Below are 20,770 nucleotides of genomic sequence, written 5' to 3'. Positions count from 1 at the left end.
CTTTCGTCTACAGAGTGGTGAGTTGCCGGTGGGCCTGGTCTAGCCGCGCAGCAACTGTTGATTCGATGACGTCATCGTCGATGGCCACGTTCATGCCACCGAGGACCGAGGGGTCCACCTCGATCTGGAGCGACACCGTGGTGCCCAGCTGGGCCTCCAACGCCGCCTTGAGGCGGGCGATGCGACCCTCGTCCAGCGGACGGGCCACTGTGACCCGGGCGATCTTCTCTCCGGACAGGTCCGCAGCCATCTCAAGGATGACGGAGAAGATCTGCGCGATGTTGCGACGGCGGGCCTTGACCGCGCGAGCCGCCAGCGTGCGGGTGACGGGATGGACGCGACCTTCGATCAGCCCATCGACGAGAGCCTGCTTGGCCTCGACGGGATAGGTCTGGTTGCGCAGGGTGGCCGCCAACTCCGGGCTACCGACGATGGTGGAGGACAGAGCGTGCAGCTCGTCGGAGACCTGGTCGATCTGTCCGGCCCGATGGGCCGATGCCAGCGCCACGCGGATGCCCTGGCGCTCCAATCCGGACACCAGGTCCACGCCGCTGCCCCAGGACGCCCGGAGGGCCTCCGACAGGACGGACATCGTCGCGGCCGAGACGCGGCCGCCGAGAAGACGCCTCGCCAGGCCCGCGCGGTCGTCGAAGGACGACGACGGGTCCGACAGCGAACGACGCAGCACCGGCTGGCCGTCGATCAGATCGACGACGGCGAACAGCTCGGAGGCCGTGGACGCATCGGTGAGGATGCCGTCGACGGACGCATCGAGTCCAGCGGGTGCGGCGCCGCGGGCCATCATCGGGCCTGACCCGCGGACTCGAGTTCGGCCAGGAACCGGTCAACGGTGCGCATGGCCAACTCGTCGTCGCTCAGCGACTCGCCCACGATCTTGCCGGCCAGGACGGTGGCCATGCCGCCGACCTCGCCTCGCAGGTCCTTGACCAGCTGTGCGCGCTCCGCTTGAAGCTGGACGCGTCCGGACTCCAGAATCCGCTGGGATTCCTTGGCCGCCTTGTCCCGGGCTTCGGCCACGATGGTGGCCGACTGGTTCTTGGCATCCTCACGGATCCGCGCGGCCTCCTCGCGGGCAGCCGTCAGCTGGTCGTTGTATTCGGCGAGTGCAGCCTCAGCCTTGGCTTCCGCCGCCGCCGCCCGCTGCATGCCGCCCTCGATCTTGTTCGAGCGCTCCTCGTACATCTTCTCGAAGGCCGGTACAACGGCCTTACGCATCAGAGCGTAGATCAGCAGCATCAGGACGATGCCGACGACGATCTCCGAGAGATAGTGGGGCAACAGCGGCCCCAGATCGATCTCGAGAAGCGCCCCGGTGAAGGGGAACATGACGCTGCTCAGAGGACGAAGGCGAGAGCGATGGCGATGATGGCGAGCGCCTCAACCACGGCGAAGCCGATGAAGGCCGTGCCCATCATGGCGCCACGGGCCTCGGGCTGACGGGCGGTGCCGTTGATGACCGACGCGAAGATCCAGGCGACACCCAGGGCCGGGGCGATCGTGGCGATCGCGTAGCCGATCATGTTCAGCGAGCCGGTGATTTCGAGGAGGGACATTACTTTCCTTTCGGATGGCTTCTGAGAACGGGCTTGTTTCTCAGGAGTCGGATTGACTTTAGTGCGCCTCGGCGATCGAGGTGGACACGTACTGGGCGGTGAGAACCGTGAAGATGTAGGCCTGCAGCGCGCCGATGAACAGCTCGAGGCAGAGGATGAGCAGGCTGAACGCCAACGACACTCCGCCGGCGACGTTGAAGAACAGGTTGTCCTGCACCGTGAGGAGGTACCCGCCGCCCACCACGAACACGAGCACGACGAGGTGACCGGCGAACAGGTTGGCGAAGAGACGCAGGGCCAGCGTGATGGGGCGCGTGATGAACGTGGCCAGGAACTCCAGCGGGATCACCAGTACGAGCAGGTAGCCCGGCACGCCGTCCGGGATCAGCGACTTCTTGAGGAACCCGCCGAACCCCCACTTCCTGAACCCGGCGCCTACGTAGATCAGCCACGACAGGATCGCCAGGCCGTAGGCGTAGCCGACGTTGGAGAACGTGGGGTACATGAAGAGGAAGAACTCGCCGAACCAGTTGTTGACCAGGATGAACGAGAACAGGCCCAACAGATAGGGAAGAAACTTCTTGAAGTCGTGGTGGAGGATGTCACGCGCGATGCCGTTGCGGACGAACTCGTAGACGTATTCGGCGAAGAACTGCGTCTTCGTGGGCTTGACCTTCAGGTTGCGGGAGGCCAGCCACCAGAGGATCATCACGATGGCCGCGCCGATGAGGGCCTGGAAGAACGGCTTGTTCATCCAGTCGGGCAGCACGCCCGGCCAGACCGAGTACCACAGGAAATCGTCTGTGCCAGGAGGGTGGTATCCGCCTCCGTCGCCGGTCTCCATCGGAAGTAGCCCCAGTGTCACGTACCGCTCCCGTATCGCTTGATGATGAGGTAGATGCTGGTCACCAGGCCAAGAATGAGGCCCAGCGGCAGTAACCACGAGGTGTGCAACAGGTAGTCCCCGACCCACCCGAGTCCACCGTAGAAGATGATCCCGCTGAGCAGGTAGCTGAGCACGAGCATGCCGTCATCGGTGCGCGAAGGTCCTTCTGGCGCGTTCTCTGACGGTGAGTTGCCCATGTCGTGTGTGAGCCTAGCGGAAACGGGTCCGTGAATCATATTTCTCCCGGTCATTGATCGGACGGGGGCCGGTACTCGGTGTCGTAGACCGGAACCCTCTGCCGGGAGGCCACCAGAACCACCCCGGACACCCACGCCAACACTGTGCCCACGACGCTCAGCAGCAGCCAGCCGTCGCGCACCTGCGGCGCCACCGCAGGATGCCCGAGGATGAACCACAGCCCGGCGGCGATCCCCACCACCCGCACCGCGTAGCTGACCAGCACCAGCGCCATGCCCTGCATGTCGCCGAACTCCGAGGCCACCACCTCCAGCGCCTGCCCGACGGAGTAGAAGATGACGACCGCGGCGAAGCCGAGCACGGTGGTGAGGACGGCGCCGGGACCTCCGACGAGAACGGCCAGCAGGAGGATGAGCCCGCCGGCCGCGTGAGCACCGACCAGTCCCCCGATCATCATCTGCCGGGAGCGCCTGGTCGCGTCGGTGATCCGCGACTCAGCCACCCTCCACCTCCCGACCGGCAGGGCGCAGGGTGAGCACCAGCACCACCAGCAGCGCGAGGATGACTACCCAGACGGTGTAGGGCCACTGCGACAGGGCCACCACCACCAGACCCACCGACACCACAGCCGTCCACCCGTACATCAGCAGCACCGCTCCCCAATGCGAGTGTCCGTGCTCGAGCAGGCGATGGTGCAGGTGCTGCTTGTCGGCATGGAAGACGTGCTGCCCCTTCCAGGTGCGCCGCGCCCAGGCGAGGATCAGGTCGAGGATGGGGAGGGCGAGGGCCGCGAGCGGCAGCAGGATGGGCAGCAGCGCCGGGAGGAGGCTGCCGTCCTGCTCCGTGGCCCCCGGATCCAGTTGACCGGTGAACGAGATCGCGCTCATGGCCATCAGCAGACCGAGCAGCATGGCGCCGGAATCGCCCATGAACATCTTCGCGGGGTGGAAGTTGTGCAGGAGGAAGCCGATGGCGATCCCGCAGGTGGCCACCGTGATCAGGCTCGCCGTGGTGGCGCGAACGAGTTCCTGCTCGTAGGCCAGGACGTAGGTGTAGCTGAAGAAGGCACCGGAGCCGATGGCCACGACCCCGGCGGCCAGCCCGTCGAGCCCATCGACGAAGTTGACCGCGTTGACGCACAGGGCGATGAAGAACACGGTGATCAGGATGCTGGTCGCGTCGTCGAGGGCCACGATCCGGTTGGGTAGCGGGATCCAGTAGATCCGCACCCCCTGCAGCACCGCGACCCCTGCAGCGAGCACCTGGCCACCCAGCTTGACCAGCGCCGGCATGTCGTACTTGTCGTCCAGCACCCCGATGACGGTGATGACCAGCCCGGCCCAGAGAACGGCCCACGCGTCGTGCTCGACGGTGGTGTAGCGGCCGAGGAACGGCATCTGGAGCGCGAGCAGGAACGCCACCGCGAGCCCGCCGAACATGGCCAACCCGCCGAAGTAGGGGATGGGCTGGGTGTGCACGTCGCGGCTGCGGACCGTGGCCAGCGCGCCGGTGCGGACCGCGAGGCTGCGGGCCAGCCCCGACAGCAGATAGGTGGTGCCGGCCGCTACCAGCAGCACAAGGAGGTACTCGCGCACAGGGGCCTAGCCCTGCGACTCGATGTCCGGGGCCACCTCGCGGAGCGCCTCGAGTGACAGCGCACCCGCCCTGAGCACCCGCCCCTCAGGAATCGAGGCGAAGTCCACGATGGTGGAGGCCACTCCCCCACTCACAGGTCCGCCGTCGAGGTACACCGCGACACTCTCGCCGAGCTGCTCCCTGGCCTCTTCACAGGTCAACGCCGCGGGCCGGCCCGAGAGGTTGGCCGAGCTGACGGCCAGGGGCCCTGTGCGGCGCAGCAGGGCGCGGGCGGCGTCGTGGTCCGGCACGCGCACCGCGACGGTGCCCTTGGTCTCCCCCAGCGACATGCCGGAACGGGTCTGGGCCTTGAGGATGAGCGTCAACGCGCCGGGCCAGAAGGCCTTGGCCAATGCCGTCGCACCGGCGGGGACCACGTCGGCGATGGCACGCAGCATCGACGGCTCGGCGATCAGCACCGGCGGCGGCATGTCGCGGCCGCGGCCCTTGGCATCCAGCAGCCCTTGGACCGCGGCGGCCTCGAACGCGTTGGCTCCGATGCCGTAGACGGTGTCGGTGGGCAGGACGATGCACCGTCCCTCGCGGACGGCCGCCACCGCCTCCGCGAGGCCCGTCTCGGGACCGGTGCTGAGGTCGAACACTGTGCTCACGGGGTCATCCTGCCATGTGCGGGAAGCCGCACGGCGGTGACGAACCGCGGGCGACCTGTCAGGTCCTGGTGGCTGAGCACCTCGCCGAACCCGGCCGCGGCCACCAGATCGACGACGGCGTCGGCGTGGCTGTCGTCGTGCTCGGTGGCCAGCAGCCCTCCGGGGCGGAGCAGCCGCTCGGCGACGGAGACCACGACGCGGAGGGCGTCCAGCCCGTCGGGGCCCGAGAAGAGGGCCAAGTCGGGGTCGTGGTCCACCACATCGGCGGGCAGGAGCCCCCGGTGGCTCTCCGGGATGTAGGGCGGGTTGGCGATGACGAGATCCACCGCGCCGTCCAGGTGAGGAAAGGCTTCGACCATGTCGCCGTGCACCACCTCGACGTCCAGCCCGGCAAGGTTCCGGCTCAGGTAGGCCATGGCCTCGGCGGACAGCTCGACGGCATGTAGGCGCACCCCTGGCAGCTCACGCGCGAGCGCGGACGCGATGGCGCCCGACCCCGCGCACAGTTCGACGACGCGACGCTCCTCGACGGGGCGGCCGTCAAGTTGCCGCAGCGCCCAGCCCACCATCTCCTCGGTCTCCGGCCTGGGGATGAACACCCCGGGACCCACCGCCAGCGTCTCGTAGCGGAAGTAGGCCACGCCGGTGAGGTGCTGGAGCGGGACCCCGGCTGCGCGGCGCGTGACGAGCTCGTCGATGGCCGACCGCTGTTCGTCGGTGACGGCGTCGACGCGGACCAGCTGGGACGGCTCCACGCCCAGCACGTGGGCCACCAGCAGCCGCGCCTCGGGCCCCGGGCTGGGCGAGCCGGCCTTGGAAAGCCGCTGGGCGACCCGGTGGGCGACCTCGGTCACCCACCCACTCCTGCGAGCCGCTCGGCGAGGTCCTGCTCCGCCAGCGCGTCGAGCAGCGGCGTCAGCGCCCCCTCCAGCACCTGGTCCAGGTTGTGGGCCTTGTAGCCGATCCGGTGATCCGTGATCCGATTCTCCGGGTAGTTGTAGGTGCGGATGCGCTCCGACCTGTCGACGGTGCGGACCTGTGACTTCCTGACCGCCGACGCCGCTGTCGCGGCCTCCGCCTCGGCCAGGGCGATGAGCCGCGCGCGGAGGATCCGCATGGCGGACTCGCGGTTCTGCAGCTGCGAACGTTCGTTCTGGCAGGACACCACGGTGCCGGTGGGGAGGTGGGTGATCCGCACCGCGGAGTCGGTGGTGTTGACGCCCTGACCCCCGGGGCCCGAGGAGCGGTAGACGTCGATGCGTAGATCGTCGTCGTTGATCTCCACCTCGTCGGCCTCCACGTCCGGCGACACGAGCACGCCGGCAGCCGAGGTGTGGATGCGGCCCTGGGATTCGGTGACGGGAACGCGCTGGACGCGATGCACGCCGCCCTCGAACTTGAGCCGGCCGTAGGGCCCGAACTCGGTGCCGGTGCCCGCCTTGACCGCCACCGTGACCGACTTGTAGCCCCCGAGATCGGTCTCCTGGGAGTCCAGCACCTCGATCTTCCAGCCCACCTGTTCGGCGTACTTGGAGTACATCTTGAGCAGGTCGCCGGCGAACAGCGCGGACTCGTCTCCGCCCTCGCCGGACTTGATCTCCATCAGAGCGTCGGTGTCGTCGTTGGGGTCCCGCGGAGCGAGAAGCTTGGTGAGGCGCTGCGTGGCCATCTCCAGCTGGGCGTCCAGGTCCGCCACCTCGTCAGCGAAGGAGGCGTCGTCGGCGGCGAGCTCGGCCGCGGCGCCGCGGTCCTCCGAGAGCCTCCGGAACGCCTCGATTCCCTCGACGATGGGGCGCAGCGCCGCGTAGCGCCTGCCCACCTTGCGGGAGCGCGCCAAGTCCGAGTGGAGTTCCGGCTCCCCGAGCTGCCGCTCCAGGTCTCGGAACTCGTCCACCAGGGGCTGGGCGTTGTCGAACATGACGGCTCCTTCCGGGGCGGCAAACGAAACGGGCGCCGGGCGGGTATTACCCTCCCGACGCCCGAGCGTGGAACTACTTCTTGGCGTAGCGCTTCTCGAAGCGGGCCACGCGGCCACCGGTGTCGAGGATCTTCTGCTTGCCGGTGTAGAACGGGTGGCACTCGGCGCACACGTCAGCGCTCAACGGCTTCTTGCTGGTGCTGCGCGTGGTGAACGCGTTACCGCAGGTGCAGTGAACCTGGGTCTCGACGTAGTCAGGGTGGATTCCCTGCTTCATGATGGACTCCTTGTTATCCGGTGGCCGGGTCGCTGGCCCGATGGGCCTGGAGGATGCGTGAACCGGCGCGACCCCCAATTGTGCCCCGCCGGTCCAGCATTTCCAAGTCGGCCGATCAGCCGTCGGCAGCGGGAGTGGTCTTGAGGACGCTCAGCAGGAACTCGTGGTTGCTGGCCGTCTTGATCATCCGGGACTTGAGGGTTTCCAGGGCCTGCTGATCGTCGAGGCCCGAGAGCGCCCGCCGCAGCTTCCAGATGATGTTGAGCTCGTCGCGGCCGAGGAGCAGGTCCTCGCGCCGTGTGCCGGAGGCGTCAACGTCGATGGCCGGGAAGATGCGCTTGTCCGCCAGTTCGCGGCGCAGCCGCAGCTCCATGTTGCCGGTGCCCTTGAACTCCTCGAAGATGACCTCGTCCATCCTGGAGCCGGTCTCGATGAGCGCGGTGGCGAGGATGGTGAGCGAGCCGCCGTTCTCGATGTTGCGGGCCGCGCCGAAGAACTTCTTCGGCGGGTACAGCGCGGCGGAGTCCACGCCACCGGAGAGGATGCGACCGGAAGCCGGGGCCGCCAGGTTGTAGGCACGGCCGAGGCGGGTGATGCCGTCGAGGAGCACGACGACGTCGTGGCCCAGCTCGACGAGTCGCTTCGCCCGCTCGATGGCCAGCTCGGCGACCATGGTGTGGTCTTCCGCGGGCCTGTCGAACGTGGAGGCGATGACCTCGCCGGAGACTGTCCGCTGGAAGTCCGTGACCTCCTCTGGACGTTCGTCGACGAGAACCACCATGAGGTGGACCTCCGGGTTGTTGGCCGCGATCGCGTTGGCGATCGCCTGCATCACCATCGTCTTGCCGGCCTTGGGCGGCGAGACGATCAGCCCACGCTGGCCCTTGCCGATGGGGGCGATCAGGTCGATGATCCGCCCGGCGATGTTGGTCTGGACCGTCTCCAGGCGCAGCCGTTCCTGCGGGTAGAGGGGTGTCAGCTTTGCGAACTCGGGGCGGGCCTTGGCCTTCTCCGGGTCGTCGCCGTTGATGGTGTCCAGGCGCACGAGGGGATTGAACTTCTCCTTGCGTTCGCCTTCGCGCGTGGTCTTGATGGCGCCGGTAATCACGTCACCGCGGCGCAGCCCGTAGCGTCGCAGGGTGGAGGTGGAGAGATAGGCGTCGCTGGGTCCCGGCAGGTAGCCGGTGGTGCGGACGAAGGCGTAGTTGTCCAGGATGTCGACGATGCCGGAGATGTTGGCCAGGACGTCGCCCTCCCCCACCGTCGGCTCGGCCTCCATGCGCTCCATGCCCTGGGATCCGCGTGCGGGGCGGCGGTTGGTGGGGCGCTCGCGGTTGCGGCGACGGCGGCTGCTGCGGCGCGATCCGCCCTGATCCTCGTCGTAGCCACCTGGCTCGATGGTGACCGAGGTCGACGCAGGGGCCGGGGCCTGCTGCTGGGGCGCGGTGGCCGGCTTTCTGCCCCCCATGGCGGCCTCCAACAGCTCGCCCACCTCGTTGAGGGTCTCCTGCTGGGGCCCTCGTTCGCGGTTACGACGACGGCGGTTCCGTCCGCCCTCCTGCTGCTCGCCCTGCTGACTGGACGCCTCGACGGGCGCCTGGGTCTGGGCTTGGGGCTCGCGCTGCTGGGGCGCGGCCTCCGGCTGCTCGGCCGGCTTCTCGTTGCGGGGGCGACGTTGCCTGGGCGCGGCTGGCGCGTCCGAGGGGGCGCCCTGGGCGGCGGGAGCACCCTGTCCGCCGGCCGTCTGGATGGCGTTGACAAGGTCCCCCTTCCGCATGGCGGAGACGCCCTTGATCCCCAGGCCTGCGGCGACGGATTTGAGCTCGACCAGCTTCAAAGCGGCAAGGTCATTGGATTCGCTCAACGAATGGTTCCTTCCATGGAGCCGTGGGGGCACCTGAGGAGGCGCGCCGACAGCGTCAAAGTGGTGGAGTACTGGGCGCCAACGAGCCGGTGTGAAAAGAAGTCCACGGCGGCGCCTTCGGGTAAACCGTTCCTCAGCCTAGCAACTGCGAGGGCCACAACCAAAGAAACCCGGGATCTGCGGCGTGCGGCCTCACCCGGTGGTGAGCTCGACGCCGCCCGCCGGCACCAGTCGACGAACCTCGAACCCGTCCGCCGCGACCCCCGCGATGCCCGCCAACTGTTCCGGCAGACCCACGGCGATGACGGTGGGGCCCGCTCCGGAGATGGCCGCCGGCACTCCGGCGGCGCGCAACCGGAGCATCAGCTCGTGGGCGGGGCGCATCAGATCCGCCCGGTACTGCTGATGCAACAGGTCCGCGGTGGCGTCCAGCAGCAGGTCCGGCCGCAGGGTGAGAGCCAGCGGCAGCGCGGCCGCCGCGATGGCCTGGGCGACGGCGTCCGCCCGGGCCACGGTCTCGGGCAGGACCCGGCGCGCGTCGTCGGTGCGGCACTCGAAGTCTGGCACGAAGGCCACCGCCTCGAACCCCTCCGGCAGCGGAAGCTGCACCAGCGACACCCGACCCTCCCGCGCCCAGGCCAGGATCGCCCCGCCCCACACGGCGGCCCCGGCGTTGTCCGGGTGCCCCTCCGCGAAGGTGGCCAGCCTGGTGATCGCCGCGCGGTCCACCGGCTCGCCCGGCCGGGCGATCCCCCACGCCAGGGTGAGCCCGGCCACGATGGCAGCGGCGGAGGAACCGAGCCCGCGCGAATGGGGGATGGTGTTGCGGCAGGTCAGGCGCATCCCCGCGGGGCGCTCGACACCGAACTCCGCCAACCCGTCGAGCAGGGAGCTGATCACCAGGTGGCTGTCGTCCAGGGGCACGCCGTCGGCGCCCTCACCGGTGACGACCACCTCCAGGACCGGGCTCTCCACCAGCTCGAGCGTGAGCTCGTCGAACCAGTCGAAGGCCATGCCGACGCAGTCGAACCCCGAGCCGAGGTTCGCGGTGGTGGCCGGGACCCGGACGGTGAGCCGTGTCATGGATCAGAAGCCCTCGACGCGCATCACGCGCACGTCCGAGCCGACGAAGTCCGCCCTCCGCAGCTCGTCGGTGACGACGGCGAGGTCGCTCTCCCTGGTGAGGTGCGTCATCACCCCGAGGCTCGCCGCGAAGCCGGCCTCGTGGTCTCCCCCCTCGCGGTAGCTCTGCTGCACGATGCGCAGCGACACGTCGTGCTCGCCGAAGATGGCGGCGCACCGGGCGAGGACCCCGGGCCGGTCCACCACGTCGAAGCTGACGTAGAACTGTGCCTGGGACTCGCCGATCGGCGCGACGGGGCGGCGGGCGTACCTGGAGCCTCCGTGGGCGGCGGTGCCGCGGTGCCGGTTGCGGGCCGCGGTGACCACGTCGCCCATGACGGCGCTGGCGGTGGGGGCGCCGCCGGCGCCCTGGCCGAGGAACATCAACTCGCCCGCCTCGCGTGACTTGACGAAGATGGCGTTGTAGGCGCCGGACACGCTGGCGAGGGGGTGCTTGTTGGCCACCATGGCGGGATGGACCTTGACGATCACGCGATCGTCGTCGGTGAGCTTGGCGATGGCGAGCAGCTTGATGGTGCAGCCCATCTGCTCCGCTGCCGCGATGTCGGCCTCGGTGACGTCCGCGATCCCCTCGCAGAACACCTCGTCGCGCTTGACCTCCGTGTGGAAGGCGAGCCCGGCCAGGATCGCCGCTTTGGCCGCGGCGTCGTGGCCCTCCACGTCCGCCGTCGGGTCCGCCTCCGCGTATCCGAGCGCCTGGGCCTCCGCGAGCGCCGCCTCGAAGCTGCTGCCGTCGGTGACCATCTTGTCCAGGATGAAGTTGGTGGTGCCGTTGACGATCCCCATCACGGCCGTGATGTCGTCCCCCACGAGCGACTCACGCAGCGGCCGCACGATCGGGATGGCCCCGGCGACAGCGGCCTCGTAGTACAGGTCCACGCCCTTGGCCTCGGCCGCGCGGGAGAGCTCCCCCAGGTCGTCGGCGAGCAGCGCCTTGTTGGCCGAGACCACCGAGGCTCCGTTGGAGATAGCGGTCAGCAGCAGGGAGCGGGCGGGCTCGATCCCGCCGATCAACTCGATGACGATGTCGAGATCCGTGCGCGCAACCAGCGACTCGAGGTCTGTGGTGAGCAGCGCGGGGTCGATGCCGGGACGCTCCGCGTCCAGCCGCCGCACGCCAATGCCGACCAGTTCCAGCCGACGCCCGATCCGGGACTCCAACGTGGCGCCCTCGCTGAGGATGATGCGGGCCACCTGGGACCCCACCACGCCGGCGCCCAACAGCGCCACCTTGAGCGGCTTGCTCACTCTCCCACGTCCAATCTCATCAGGTCCTCAAGTGTCTCGCGACGCAGCATCACCCGGGTGACGCCGTCCAGTGCCGAGACGACGGGGGGCTTCGGGATCTGATTGTAGTTACTGGCCATGCTGCGCGCGTAGGCGCCCGAGCCCGGCACCGCGATGAGGTCGCCGATGGAGACGTCTGCCGGAAGGAAGACGTCGCGGATCAGGATGTCGCCGCCCTCGCAGTGCTTCCCGACCACCCGGCTCAGCACCGGCCCCTCGCTGGAGGTGCGGTTGGCGATCGCCGCGGAGTATTCGGCCGCGTAGAGGGCCGGGCGGATGTTGTCGCTCATCCCGCCGTCGACGCTGACGTAGACGCGGGACCGGCCGCCCTCCAGATCCACCACCTTGACGGTGCCGACCCGGTAGACCGCCACCCCTGCCGGGCCGCAGATCGCGCGCCCCGGCTCGATGGACAGGTGGGGGCGCTTCAGCCCGAACCCCCGGCATTCGAGGTCGATCATCTCTTCGAATCCGGCGGCGATGTCCGCCGTCGCCGCGGGGGTGTCGGCGGAGGTGTAGGCGATGCCGAACCCGCCTCCCAGGTCCAGCTCGGCCAGTTCGACGCCGGTGGCGGTGCGGAACTGCGAGGCGAGCCGCATGGTGCGGCGGATCGCCACCTCGAAGCCGTGGGTGTCGAAGATCTGCGACCCGATGTGGCTGTGGATGCCGGCCAGATCCAGGTACTGCGAGCTGTGGCAGCGCACCAGCGCGGTGAGGGCCTGGCCCCCGGTGATCGAGAGGCCGAATTTCTGGTCTTCGTGGGCGGTGGCGATGTACTCGTGCGTGTGTGCCTCCACGCCTGTGGTGACCCGGACCATCACCTTCGCCCGGTGACCCCCGTCGGCGCAGGCGCGTTCGAGGCGGGCGATCTCATCGAAGGAGTCGACGATGATGCGGCCCACGCCTTGGGCGAGGGCGAACACGATCTCCTCGTCGGACTTGTTGTTGCCGTGCAGGCCCAGGCGGGCCGCCGGCATGCCGCCGGCCAGCGCGATGCGCATCTCGCCCATCGTCGTGACGTCCAGGTTGAGGCCCTCCTCGGCCGCCCAGCGCGCCACCGTGCGGGTGAGCAGGGCCTTGCCCGCGTAGTAGACGTCCCACCCTGGGAAGGCGGTGCGGAAGTCCGCGGCGCGGGAGCGGAAGTCCGCCTCGTCGATGACGTAGACGGGCGTGCCGTGCTCCTCGGCCACCTCCGTCAGGGCCACGCCGGCGACGACGATGCGGCCCCGGTCGTCGCGGTGGGTCCCGCGCGGCCAGAGCTTGGTCTCCAACGCGTTGAGATCCGCGGGCACGTCGAGCCATTGCGGCCCCCCGTGCGCGGCGTCCGCGTGGATGGACCCGGCGATGTGCATGTGCGTCATGGCGCCAAGCCTGCCAGAGCGCCGCGCCCCGCCGCCATCCGCGCGCCTCAGGCGGTGACTGAGACGCTCGTGAGGCCGCGGAGCACCAGCTCCGCGGGGTCCTCCACCCGGCGACCGTCCGCGGTCACCATGAGGTCTCCGCACGCAGCGCCCAGGCACTCGTCGTCGAACCGCACCCCCCAGAGCGTGAAGAACTCCCCCAGCGTGATGTCGCGGTTGCCGTCGCCTTCGAGCCACACCTCGCCGCCGGGGTCGTGGGTGTGGACGGGCGCCTGGACCGCGCGCAGCCGGTCTGCTCCGATGAAGGCCGGGACGTCCACGGGCTCGCCGTCCACGGTGACCGTGAGGTCCAGCACCCACGGGTCGGTGTCGGTGCCCAACGGTTGTTCCGGGAGGCCGGCCGCACGGATGTAGGAGACGGCGTCACGCGGGGCGTCCCACGGCGGAGCCGTCTCCCGGAGCACCGCCGGGGCAGGGTCTGGGCGCGCCACGCACGCGGTCAGGATCAGGACCGTCAAGGATACGGAGAGGATCGTGCGCACCCGGCCACCGTAGCCGGAACTTACAGCCCCACTGAGGAGGTGCTAACCTTTCGTGGTCCAGCCCCCGTAGCTCAGGGGATAGAGCACCGCCCTCCGGAGGCGGGAGCCGAGGTTCGAATCCTCGCGGGGGCGCTCAGCGCCGGCTGGCAGGAGTTCCGAGATGACCCATACGCGGTCGCCGGCACCCGCCGGCCCGTTCACCAGGTGGCCGGTGGCCCTCGCGCTCATCGCGACGTTCATCCTCACCCGCTTCGTTTCACACCTCCTGCTGGGCCTGGACGCTGTTGCTTTCGTCGCCAACGACGTCTCCTACTACGGCTACCACCTCTTCCGCCTGGACGAGGGCGAGTCGGGGGTGATGACCGAGTACCCCGTGCCCGCGGTGTGGATACTGCAGGCCGTCTACCGCCTGGGCGGAGGGTGGCAGACCTGGACGGCGGTCTACGTCGGCGTGTTCGTCCTGCTGGACGCCGCCGTCGCGCTGACGCTGTACCGCCGCGACAACGCTGCCGGAGCGCTCTTCTGGATCCTGTTCACCGGCATCCAGGGACCCATCGTGTGGTTCCGTTTCGACCTGATCCCAGCGGCGCTGGTGGCCTGGGCGTGCGTCTTCGTGACCCGGTTCCCGAGGCTGGCCGGCGGCCTCGTGGGTCTGGGGGCGGCGATCAAGCTGTGGCCGGCGCTCCTCATCGGACCGATGCTGGCCCCGCACCCCTGGCGGTCGGCCCGGGCACGCGGCAGGGTGGTCGGCTTCGCCGTCGTGGGCTTCGGGCTTGCGCTGGCGTCGTTGATCACCAGCGGGTGGGCCCGCTCCGCCTCCCCTGTCACGTGGCAGGGCGAGCGCGGTCTGCAGATCGAGTCGGTGCCCGCCTCGCCGCTGATGTTCCTCAGAACCTTCACCGACAACCCGTCGTGGAACATCTTCCTGTCCCCCTACAACGCCCTTGAGCTCCAGGGTCCATACGTGGGGGGCCTCCTCACCGTGTCCACGGTGTTGACCGCACTGTCATTGATCCTCGCCGGCTACCTGAGCTACCGGTTGATGCGTCATATGCACGACGACGACGAGCGCCTGCATGAGGCCATCCTGCTGGCCATCCTCACCATCGTGCTCGCCACGATCGTGGCCAACAAGACGCTCTCTCCGCAGTACATCCTGTGGCTGGGCGGTCCGGTGGCCGCGCTCCTGGTGGCCCGGACGAGTCACTGGCTGCGTCGTCCCCTCATCGTGCTGGCCGTCTCGTTGGTGATCGTGGGCCTGCTCACCCAGCTGACGTACCCGTGGGGCGCCTACGGGATCATGGCGATCCCCCTGGGGTCAGGGCCGGAGACCTCCATCCTGCTGCTGCGCAACCTCGCCCTTGTGGTGTTGACCGGGTACTCGTTCGCCCTCACCATCATGGCCAGCCGGCCTGCTCCGGACGTCTCCGAAGCACCGGGCGCGTCCATCCTCCCCGCTGGTCAGAGATCCGCAACGCCCCTCTGATGTGGGTAAGCTGCCCGTAAGCAGCAGCCGCAGACGTCTGCGGCCACCAGGACTCACAGAGGGGATCGTGGCCACGGCCACTCACACATGTCAGCACCTGACTCACTGGACGCTTTCGGGGCAAATTCTTGGCTGATCGACGAGATGCGGGAGGCCTACGAGGCTGATCCCCACTCGGTGGCGGCCGAATGGCGCGAGCTCTTCGCCGCAGACGAGGCTCCCGCACCTCAGGCGCCCCCCTCAACACCGCCGGACCCCACCCCCAAGCCGGCCCCGGCCCCGGCACCGGCAACGACGCCCGCTCCCCCCGCTCCAGCGACGCCGGTCGCCGCCCCCGCGCCGTCGAAGTCCTCCAAGAGTCAGGTCGAACAGGTCCGCAAGGGCACCGGCTCCCCCGCGAATCCGGGTACCGGCTCCACGCTGTCTGCCAACGCGCCCAACCCGGCGCTGCGCCCGGCGCCGTCGGTGGTGGAGCCCAAGTACACGGTGCTGCGCGGGGCGCCCATGCGCACCGCCAAGAATATGGAGTCGTCGCTGGCCGTCCCCACGGCCACGTCGGTGCGTTCGGTGCCGATGAAGCTGGTCATCGACCAGCGCACCGTCATCAACAACTTCCTGCGCACCTCCAAGGGCGGGAAGGTCTCCTTCACCCATCTCGTCGGCTACGCCATGATCAAGGCCCTGCGCGCGCTGCCGGACATGAACAACGCCTACGACGTGGTCGACGGCAAGCCCACGCTGATCGAGAATCCCGGGATCAACCTGGGCATCGCCATCGACGTCAGGAAGGGCGAGACCCGCCAACTCCTGGTGCCCAACATCAAGGGCTGCGAGAACCTCAACTTCTTCCAGTTCTGGTCCGCCTACGAGCAGGTGGTGCAGAAGACCCGCGCCGGTGACCTTCAGGTCAGCGACTTCGCCGCGACCACCGCCTCCTTGACCAACCCCGGAGGCATCGGCACCAACCACTCCGTGCCGCGCCTGATGAGCGGGCAGGGCGTGATCCTGGGTGTCGGCAACATCGACTACCCGGCCGAGTTCCAGGGGATGAGCCCCTCCCGGCTGACGGACCTGGGCGTGTCCAAGGTGACCACCCTCACCAGCACCTACGACCACCGTGTCATCCAGGGCGCCACCTCGGGCGAGTTCCTCAAGAAGATGCACGAGCTGCTGCTGGGGCAGGACCGCTTCTACGACGAGATCTTCGAGGCCCTGCGCATCCCCTACGAGCCGCTGCGCTGGTCACCGGATGTGTCGGCGCACCGCGACTCTCAGGTCAGCAAGACCGCCCGCGTGCTGGAGCTGGTCAACGCGTACCGCACCTTCGGCCACCTCGTGGCAGACACCGACCCCCTGGAGTACCGGCAGCGCTCCCACGAGGACCTGCGTCTCGAGACCCACGGCCTCTCCATCTGGGACCTGGATCGGGAGTTCGCCGTCGGGGTGTTCGGCGGTCAGGACCGTGCGTACCTCCCGCTGCGCGACATCATCGGAATCCTGCAGGACTCCTACTGCCGCACGATCGGCGTGGAGTACATGCACATCGCCGATCCTCGCCAGCGGGCATGGTTCCAGCAACGCACCGAGCGGCCGCACACGCCGCTGGCGCACGAGGAACACATGCACGCCCTGGACAAGCTGAACGAGGCCGAGGTCTTCGAGACGTTCCTCCAGACGAAGTTCGTGGGCCAGAAGCGCTTCTCGCTGGAGGGCGGCGAGTCGCTGATCGTGCTGCTCGACGAGATCGCCCAGCAGGCCGCCAACGACTCGCTGGACGAAGTCTGCATCGGCATGCCCCACCGCGGGCGGCTCAACGTGCTGGCCAACGTCGTGGGCAAGAAGTACGCGTCGATCTTCAAGGAGTTCGACGGCCAGGTGGACCGCAGCGGCACGGGCGACGTGAAGTACCACCTAGGCGCCGAGGGCACGTTCGTCGCGGCCAACGGCGCCACCATCAAGGCCTCCGTCGCCGCCAACCCGTCTCACCTGGAGGCGGTCAATCCCGTGCTGCAGGGCATCGCCCGCGCGAAGCAGGACACCCTGGACGCCGACGACTACCCGGTGCTCCCGTTGACCCTGCACGGCGACGCGTCGTTCGCGGGCCAGGGGGTGGTCTTCGAGACCCTGCAGATGAGTCAGTTGCGCGGCTACAAGACGGGCGGCACCATCCACGTGGTGGTCAACAACCAGGTCGGGTTCACCACGGCTCCCACCGAGTCCCGCAGCTCCACGTACTGCACCGATGTCGCCAAGTCCATCTCGGCGCCCGTGCTGCATGTCAACGGCGACGATCCGGACTCCTGCATCCGGGCTGCGCGGGTGGCGTTCGATTACCGTCAGAAGTTCAACAGGGACGTGGTCATCGACCTCGTGTCCTACCGTCGGCGTGGTCACAACGAGGGCGACGACCCCAGCTTCACGCAGCCCAACATGTACGACCTGATCGAGCAGAAGCGCTCCACCAGGCGCCTCTACACCGAGTCGCTGATCGGCCGTGGCGACATCTCCCTCGCCGACGCCGAGGACGTCATGAACCGGTTCCGCTCCCGGTTGGAGAACGTGTTCCGCGAGGTGCGCGAGAGCACCGAGACCGACGACGACTACCGCAAGGTGCCCTACTACCCCACAAAGCCCGATGCCCGGCTCACGGAGATCACCCCCGAGATGCTGCGGACCATCGCAGACGTGCACACCCAGTTCCCGGACGGGTTCATGGTGCACCCGAAGGTGATGCCCCAGCTGGAGCGGAGGGCGCAGGCCATCCTGGAGGGCCCCATCGACTGGGCCACCGCGGAGATGATCGCCATCGGCTCGCTCCTGATGGAGCGCCGACCCGTTCGGTTGGCTGGCCAGGACTCGCGGCGTGGCACGTTCTCGCAGCGGTTCGCCGCCATCGTGGACCGGGTCACCAACGAGGCATGGGTGCCCCTGAAGCACCTCACCGGGGACCAGGGCACCTTCGATGTGTTCGATTCCCTGCTCAGCGAGTACGCCGCGCTCGGTTTCGAGTACGGCTATTCGGTGGCGCGCCCGGATGCGCTGGTCCTGTGGGAGGCGCAGTTCGGTGATTTCGTCAACGGCGCGCAGATCATCTCGGACGAGTTCGTCGCCTCCGGCAACGCGAAGTGGACCCAGAAGTCCGGCGTCGTGCTCCTGCTCCCCCACGGCTTCGAGGGCCAGGGACCGGATCACAGCTCGGCGCGGCTCGAGAGGTGGCTCCAGCTCTGCGCCGAGAACGCGCTTGCCGTGTGTCAGCCGTCGACGCCCGCCAGCTACTTCCATCTGCTGCGCCAGCACGCCTACGTCAACTTCCACCGGCCCGTGGTGATCGCCACACCGAAGTCCATGCTGCGCAGCAAGCTGGCCACCTCGATGCCGGAGGACTTCACCTCGGGGGCCTGGCACCCGGTCCTCGACGACCCCACCGTCGAGGATCCCGCCGGCGTGGAACGCGTCGTCCTCTGCTCGGGCAAGGTCCGCTGGGACCTGGTCGCCCGTCGCGACAAGATGGGTCTCAAGGGGAAGGTGGCCGTCGTCGCGCTGGAGCGGCTCTACCCGCTGCCCAGCGAAGAGCTGGCGGCCGTGCTGCAGCGCTACCGGCATGTGGAGGACGTCCGCTTCGTGCAGGACGAGCCGGAGAACCAGGGCGGCTGGCCGTTCCTGTCCGCGCACCTCCCGAGGGGCGTCAAACGGCACCTGCCGGACTACGAGCTGCGGATGCAGCTGGTGTCGCGGGAGTGGTCATCGGCACCGTCGGTGGGGTCGCTGAAGGTCCACAAGGCCCAGGAGGAAATACTCCTGGACGCGGCGCTAGGCTGATCCGGTGTACTTCACCGACCGCGGGCTCGAGGAGCTCGCTCATCGGCGCGGCCACGAGGAGTTCACCTTCGAGTGGCTCGCGGACCAGCTGCGCACATTCGTGGATCTGAACCCGGAGTTCGAGACTCCGGTTGAGCGCCTGGCCTCCTGGCTGGCAAGGCTGGACGACGAGGAGGACGACTGATGTTGAACCTGGAAGCGCTCATCGCGCGCTACCGCACCGTGGCCGGGGCGGATCCCGAGGGCCTGTGGTTCGCCCCGGGCAGGGTGAACCTGATCGGCGAGCACACCGACTACAACGACGGATTCGTGCTGCCGTTCGCCCTGGAGCGCAAAGCCGTCATCGCCGGCGGACGCCGCGACGACGACCGCCTGGTGATGGTCTCCCTCGAGCTCGACGACGAGGTGGGTGTCGCGCTCGCTGACCTGGCCCCCGGCACCGATGGGTGGGCCTCCTACCTGGCCGGCGTGGCGTGGGCCCTTCGCGAGGCGGGCCACGACGTGGGCGGGGCCACCCTGGTGATGACCTCGGACGTGCCCCTGGGTGCGGGCCTCTCCAGCTCTGCCGCCATCGAGTGCGCCACCGTCGCCACCCTGGCGGACCTGTACGGGCTCGACATCCCCAAGATGGACCGGGCCAAGCTCGCCCGGGTGGCGGAGAACGCCTACGTCGGCGCCCCCACCGGCCTGCTGGATCAGGCGGCCAGCACCTTGTGCGAGGCGGATTCCGGCCTGTTCCTGGACTGCCGGACGCTGGAGACCCAGCACGTTCCACTGCCGATGGCAGAGCAGGGCTACGAGATCCTCGTGTTGGACACCAAGACCCCGCACAGCCACGTCGACGGCGAGTACGGGTCCCGTCGTGCCTCCTGCGAGGAGGCCTCGGCCATCCTCGGGGTCCCCGCCCTGCGGGACGTGACGGACCTTGAGGAGGCCCTGTCCCAGCTGGAGGACGAGACGCTGCGCAAGCGCGTCCGCCACGTCGTCACGGAGAACGAGCGGGTGCTGCAGGCCTTCGAGCTGGCCAAGCGCGGAGACCTGCCCGGCCTCGCGCCCCTCCTGGACGCCTCCCACGCCTCGATGCGCGACGACTACGAGATCACGGTGCCCACCGTCGACCTCGCCGTGGAGGCGGCACGGGCCGCCGGCGCCCTCGGAGCCCGGATGACCGGTGGCGGCTTCGGTGGCTGCATCATCGCCCTGACGCACGCGGGCGAGGCCGATGGGATCGGCAGGGCTGTCGCGGGGGCCTTCGCCGAGGCCGGCTACGGGACCCCGGAGTGGTTCTCAGCCACCCCGGCGCCCGGAGCCGGGCGGCTCCCGGGCCACTGACAGGGGCCTCACACCAGGTCAGGGGCGCCGTTCAAGCTCTCGACGGCCCACGGCGAGCACCGCTGTGACCGCCGTCGCGAGCACGAACGGGGCCACGATCAGGCTGCCGACGAACTGGGCCCGGTCCGCGGTGGTGAGGAAGCTGCCCACCACCATCAGGTGCAGCAGCGACGAGGCCACGATCAGTCCGAGCGCCCACGGAACACGCTTGACCACCAGCCAGGCGATCAGCAGCAGCCCCGCCCCGTAGGCGATCAGCACCGCCGCGATCCCGACGCCGAACAGCCTCGCGTTGGCCGCCACGGTGGCCACCCCGATGCCGATGGTGGCCACCCCCGCCGCGGCGGTCAGGATCACGCAGATCGCGAGCAGGGGGCTTCGGAAGACGGAGTTCACGCCCCGAGCCTGCCCGACTCGGACGAAATACCACAAGTTGCCCGGCCATTGGGTGTGGATCACCGCGTGGCCAGCAGCTATTGCCTATCGTAGGTCGCGGGGGTAGCCTGCTTGAGCTTGACGGCTATCCTTGCCCTCGATCATCCCCAACACGAAGGAGCCCCCACTATGGATTGGCGCCACAAGGCCGCCTGCCTCACGGAGGATCCGGAGTTGTTCTTTCCCGTCGGAAACACGGGCCCGGCGCTGCAGCAGATCGAGGAAGCCAAGAAGATCTGCATGCGTTGCGTCGTCCGGGAACAGTGCCTCTCATGGGCGCTGGAGGCGGGTCAGGATCACGGGGTGTGGGGCGGTCTGAGCGAGGACGAGCGTCGAGCCATCAAGCGGCGCGCCGCACGCTCGCGGTTGCGCAACTCCTGAGCCGTCGCTGCGCGGCACACT

21 protein-coding genes, 1 tRNA gene and 1 pseudogene are annotated in these 20,770 nt (G+C 68.9%); 6 read left to right on the top strand and 17 right to left on the bottom strand.

Going from position 1 to position 20,770, the window contains the following annotated elements:
• Positions 1-7: 7 nt before the first annotated feature.
• From H5398_RS09610 to H5398_RS09535, 16 genes and pseudogenes are all read right to left on the bottom strand, one after another.
• A complete protein-coding gene (locus H5398_RS09610; protein WP_182784113.1) occupies positions 8-805 on the bottom strand; it encodes a F0F1 ATP synthase subunit delta in 798 nt (265 codons plus the stop codon).
• Positions 802-1,347 carry a F0F1 ATP synthase subunit B gene (locus tag H5398_RS09605; protein WP_182784115.1) on the bottom strand — a complete coding sequence of 182 codons (546 nt, stop codon included), beginning with the start codon at positions 1,345-1,347 and terminating at the stop codon, positions 802-804. The genes H5398_RS09610 and H5398_RS09605 overlap by 4 nt, the downstream gene beginning before the upstream one ends.
• An 8-nt stretch (positions 1,348-1,355) precedes the next feature.
• On the bottom strand, positions 1,356-1,574 hold the full coding sequence (locus H5398_RS09600) for an ATP synthase F0 subunit C (protein WP_182784116.1): 219 nt from the start codon (positions 1,572-1,574) through the stop codon (positions 1,356-1,358).
• Positions 1,575-1,632: 58 nt separating this feature from the next.
• Positions 1,633-2,418, bottom strand: coding sequence for a F0F1 ATP synthase subunit A (gene atpB / locus H5398_RS09595; protein WP_182784118.1), 786 nt, complete (start codon positions 2,416-2,418; stop codon positions 1,633-1,635).
• A gap of 17 nt (positions 2,419-2,435) precedes the next feature.
• Positions 2,436-2,657 carry a hypothetical protein gene (locus H5398_RS09590; RefSeq protein WP_182784396.1) on the bottom strand — a complete coding sequence of 74 codons (222 nt, stop codon included), beginning with the start codon at positions 2,655-2,657 and terminating at the stop codon, positions 2,436-2,438.
• Positions 2,658-2,707: 50 nt separating this feature from the next.
• A complete protein-coding gene (locus tag H5398_RS09585; protein ID WP_182799847.1) occupies positions 2,708-3,160 on the bottom strand; it encodes a hypothetical protein in 453 nt (150 codons plus the stop codon).
• Positions 3,153-4,253: an MraY family glycosyltransferase gene (locus tag H5398_RS09580; protein WP_182799846.1), complete on the bottom strand. Its 1,101-nt coding sequence runs from the start codon at positions 4,251-4,253 to the stop codon at positions 3,153-3,155. Before H5398_RS09580 ends, H5398_RS09585 begins: the two co-directional genes overlap by 8 nt.
• Positions 4,254-4,274: 21 nt before the next feature.
• A pseudogene (locus tag H5398_RS09575) lies at positions 4,275-4,871 on the bottom strand (L-threonylcarbamoyladenylate synthase); the annotation flags it as partial.
• Between the two features lie 29 nt (positions 4,872-4,900).
• Positions 4,901-5,758, bottom strand: a complete 858-nt coding sequence (gene prmC / locus H5398_RS09570) for a peptide chain release factor N(5)-glutamine methyltransferase (protein ID WP_182799844.1) — start codon at positions 5,756-5,758, stop codon at positions 4,901-4,903.
• Positions 5,755-6,822 carry a peptide chain release factor 1 gene (gene prfA / locus H5398_RS09565; protein ID WP_182799843.1) on the bottom strand — a complete coding sequence of 356 codons (1,068 nt, stop codon included), beginning with the start codon at positions 6,820-6,822 and terminating at the stop codon, positions 5,755-5,757. The genes prmC and prfA overlap by 4 nt, the downstream gene beginning before the upstream one ends.
• 73 nt (positions 6,823-6,895) lie before the next feature.
• Positions 6,896-7,099 carry a 50S ribosomal protein L31 gene (gene rpmE / locus H5398_RS09560; RefSeq protein ID WP_182784131.1) on the bottom strand — a complete coding sequence of 68 codons (204 nt, stop codon included), beginning with the start codon at positions 7,097-7,099 and terminating at the stop codon, positions 6,896-6,898.
• Positions 7,100-7,214: 115 nt separating this feature from the next.
• Positions 7,215-8,963, bottom strand: a complete 1,749-nt coding sequence (rho, locus tag H5398_RS09555; protein ID WP_220489305.1) for a transcription termination factor Rho — start codon at positions 8,961-8,963, stop codon at positions 7,215-7,217.
• Between the two features lie 192 nt (positions 8,964-9,155).
• A complete protein-coding gene (gene thrB / locus H5398_RS09550) occupies positions 9,156-10,046 on the bottom strand; it encodes a homoserine kinase (RefSeq protein WP_182799841.1) in 891 nt (296 codons plus the stop codon).
• A gap of 3 nt (positions 10,047-10,049) precedes the next feature.
• Positions 10,050-11,354, bottom strand: a complete 1,305-nt coding sequence (locus tag H5398_RS09545) for a homoserine dehydrogenase (protein ID WP_182799840.1) — start codon at positions 11,352-11,354, stop codon at positions 10,050-10,052.
• Positions 11,351-12,754 carry a diaminopimelate decarboxylase gene (gene lysA / locus H5398_RS09540; protein ID WP_182799839.1) on the bottom strand — a complete coding sequence of 468 codons (1,404 nt, stop codon included), beginning with the start codon at positions 12,752-12,754 and terminating at the stop codon, positions 11,351-11,353. The genes H5398_RS09545 and lysA overlap by 4 nt, the downstream gene beginning before the upstream one ends.
• A gap of 47 nt (positions 12,755-12,801) precedes the next feature.
• The gene (locus H5398_RS09535) at positions 12,802-13,296 is read right to left on the bottom strand and encodes a hypothetical protein (RefSeq protein ID WP_182799838.1); all 495 of its coding nucleotides are present in this window, start codon (positions 13,294-13,296) and stop codon (positions 12,802-12,804) included.
• A gap of 60 nt (positions 13,297-13,356) precedes the next feature.
• Here H5398_RS09535 and H5398_RS09530 point away from each other — a divergent pair.
• The 5 genes from H5398_RS09530 (at position 13,357) to galK (ending at position 19,933) form a co-directional block, all read left to right on the top strand.
• Positions 13,357-13,428: transfer RNA gene (locus H5398_RS09530), tRNA-Arg, on the top strand.
• A gap of 28 nt (positions 13,429-13,456) precedes the next feature.
• A complete protein-coding gene (locus H5398_RS09525; protein WP_182799837.1) occupies positions 13,457-14,782 on the top strand; it encodes a glycosyltransferase family 87 protein in 1,326 nt (441 codons plus the stop codon).
• A gap of 87 nt (positions 14,783-14,869) precedes the next feature.
• Entirely contained in the window at positions 14,870-18,601 is a 3,732-nt protein-coding gene (locus H5398_RS09520) for a multifunctional oxoglutarate decarboxylase/oxoglutarate dehydrogenase thiamine pyrophosphate-binding subunit/dihydrolipoyllysine-residue succinyltransferase subunit (protein WP_182799836.1), read from the top strand.
• A gap of 4 nt (positions 18,602-18,605) precedes the next feature.
• Positions 18,606-18,785, top strand: a complete 180-nt coding sequence (locus H5398_RS09515; protein WP_182784147.1) for a DUF6104 family protein — start codon at positions 18,606-18,608, stop codon at positions 18,783-18,785.
• Entirely contained in the window at positions 18,785-19,933 is a 1,149-nt protein-coding gene (galK, locus tag H5398_RS09510; protein ID WP_182799835.1) for a galactokinase, read from the top strand. Before H5398_RS09515 ends, galK begins: the two co-directional genes overlap by 1 nt.
• Before the next feature lie 18 nt (positions 19,934-19,951).
• Here the strand turns inward: galK and H5398_RS09505 are convergent, their stop codons facing one another.
• Positions 19,952-20,329 carry a hypothetical protein gene (locus H5398_RS09505; RefSeq protein ID WP_182784151.1) on the bottom strand — a complete coding sequence of 126 codons (378 nt, stop codon included), beginning with the start codon at positions 20,327-20,329 and terminating at the stop codon, positions 19,952-19,954.
• A 168-nt stretch (positions 20,330-20,497) separates the two neighbouring features.
• On the opposite strand from H5398_RS09505, the gene H5398_RS09500 reads away from it, so the two are divergent.
• On the top strand, positions 20,498-20,749 hold the full coding sequence (locus H5398_RS09500; protein WP_182784153.1) for a WhiB family transcriptional regulator: 252 nt from the start codon (positions 20,498-20,500) through the stop codon (positions 20,747-20,749).
• Positions 20,750-20,770 lie beyond the last annotated feature (21 nt).

Source organism: Tessaracoccus sp. MC1679 (genome assembly GCF_014164775.1).
Classification (GTDB): Bacteria; Actinomycetota; Actinomycetes; order Propionibacteriales; family Propionibacteriaceae; genus Arachnia.
This window is presented reverse-complemented; position numbering and strand designations above follow the sequence as displayed.

Bases quoted from the DNA above. Each gene is read 5' to 3' on its own strand.
- H5398_RS09610 (WP_182784113.1), bottom strand. From the start codon at position 805: ATGATGGCCCGCGGCGCCGCACCCGCTGGACTCGATGCGTCCGTCGAC.
- H5398_RS09605 (WP_182784115.1), bottom strand. From the start codon at position 1,347: ATGTTCCCCTTCACCGGGGCGCTTCTCGAGATCGATCTGGGGCCGCTG.
- H5398_RS09600 (WP_182784116.1), bottom strand. From the start codon at position 1,574: ATGTCCCTCCTCGAAATCACCGGCTCGCTGAACATGATCGGCTACGCG.
- atpB (WP_182784118.1), bottom strand. From the start codon at position 2,418: ATGGAGACCGGCGACGGAGGCGGATACCACCCTCCTGGCACAGACGAT.
- H5398_RS09590 (WP_182784396.1), bottom strand. From the start codon at position 2,657: ATGGGCAACTCACCGTCAGAGAACGCGCCAGAAGGACCTTCGCGCACC.
- prfA (WP_182799843.1), bottom strand. From the start codon at position 6,822: ATGTTCGACAACGCCCAGCCCCTGGTGGACGAGTTCCGAGACCTGGAG.
- rpmE (WP_182784131.1), bottom strand. From the start codon at position 7,099: ATGAAGCAGGGAATCCACCCTGACTACGTCGAGACCCAGGTTCACTGC.
- thrB (WP_182799841.1), bottom strand. From the start codon at position 10,046: ATGACACGGCTCACCGTCCGGGTCCCGGCCACCACCGCGAACCTCGGC.
- lysA (WP_182799839.1), bottom strand. From the start codon at position 12,754: ATGACGCACATGCACATCGCCGGGTCCATCCACGCGGACGCCGCGCAC.
- H5398_RS09525 (WP_182799837.1), top strand. From the start codon at position 13,457: ATGACCCATACGCGGTCGCCGGCACCCGCCGGCCCGTTCACCAGGTGG.
- H5398_RS09520 (WP_182799836.1), top strand. From the start codon at position 14,870: ATGTCAGCACCTGACTCACTGGACGCTTTCGGGGCAAATTCTTGGCTG.
- galK (WP_182799835.1), top strand. From the start codon at position 18,785: ATGTTGAACCTGGAAGCGCTCATCGCGCGCTACCGCACCGTGGCCGGG.
- H5398_RS09500 (WP_182784153.1), top strand. From the start codon at position 20,498: ATGGATTGGCGCCACAAGGCCGCCTGCCTCACGGAGGATCCGGAGTTG.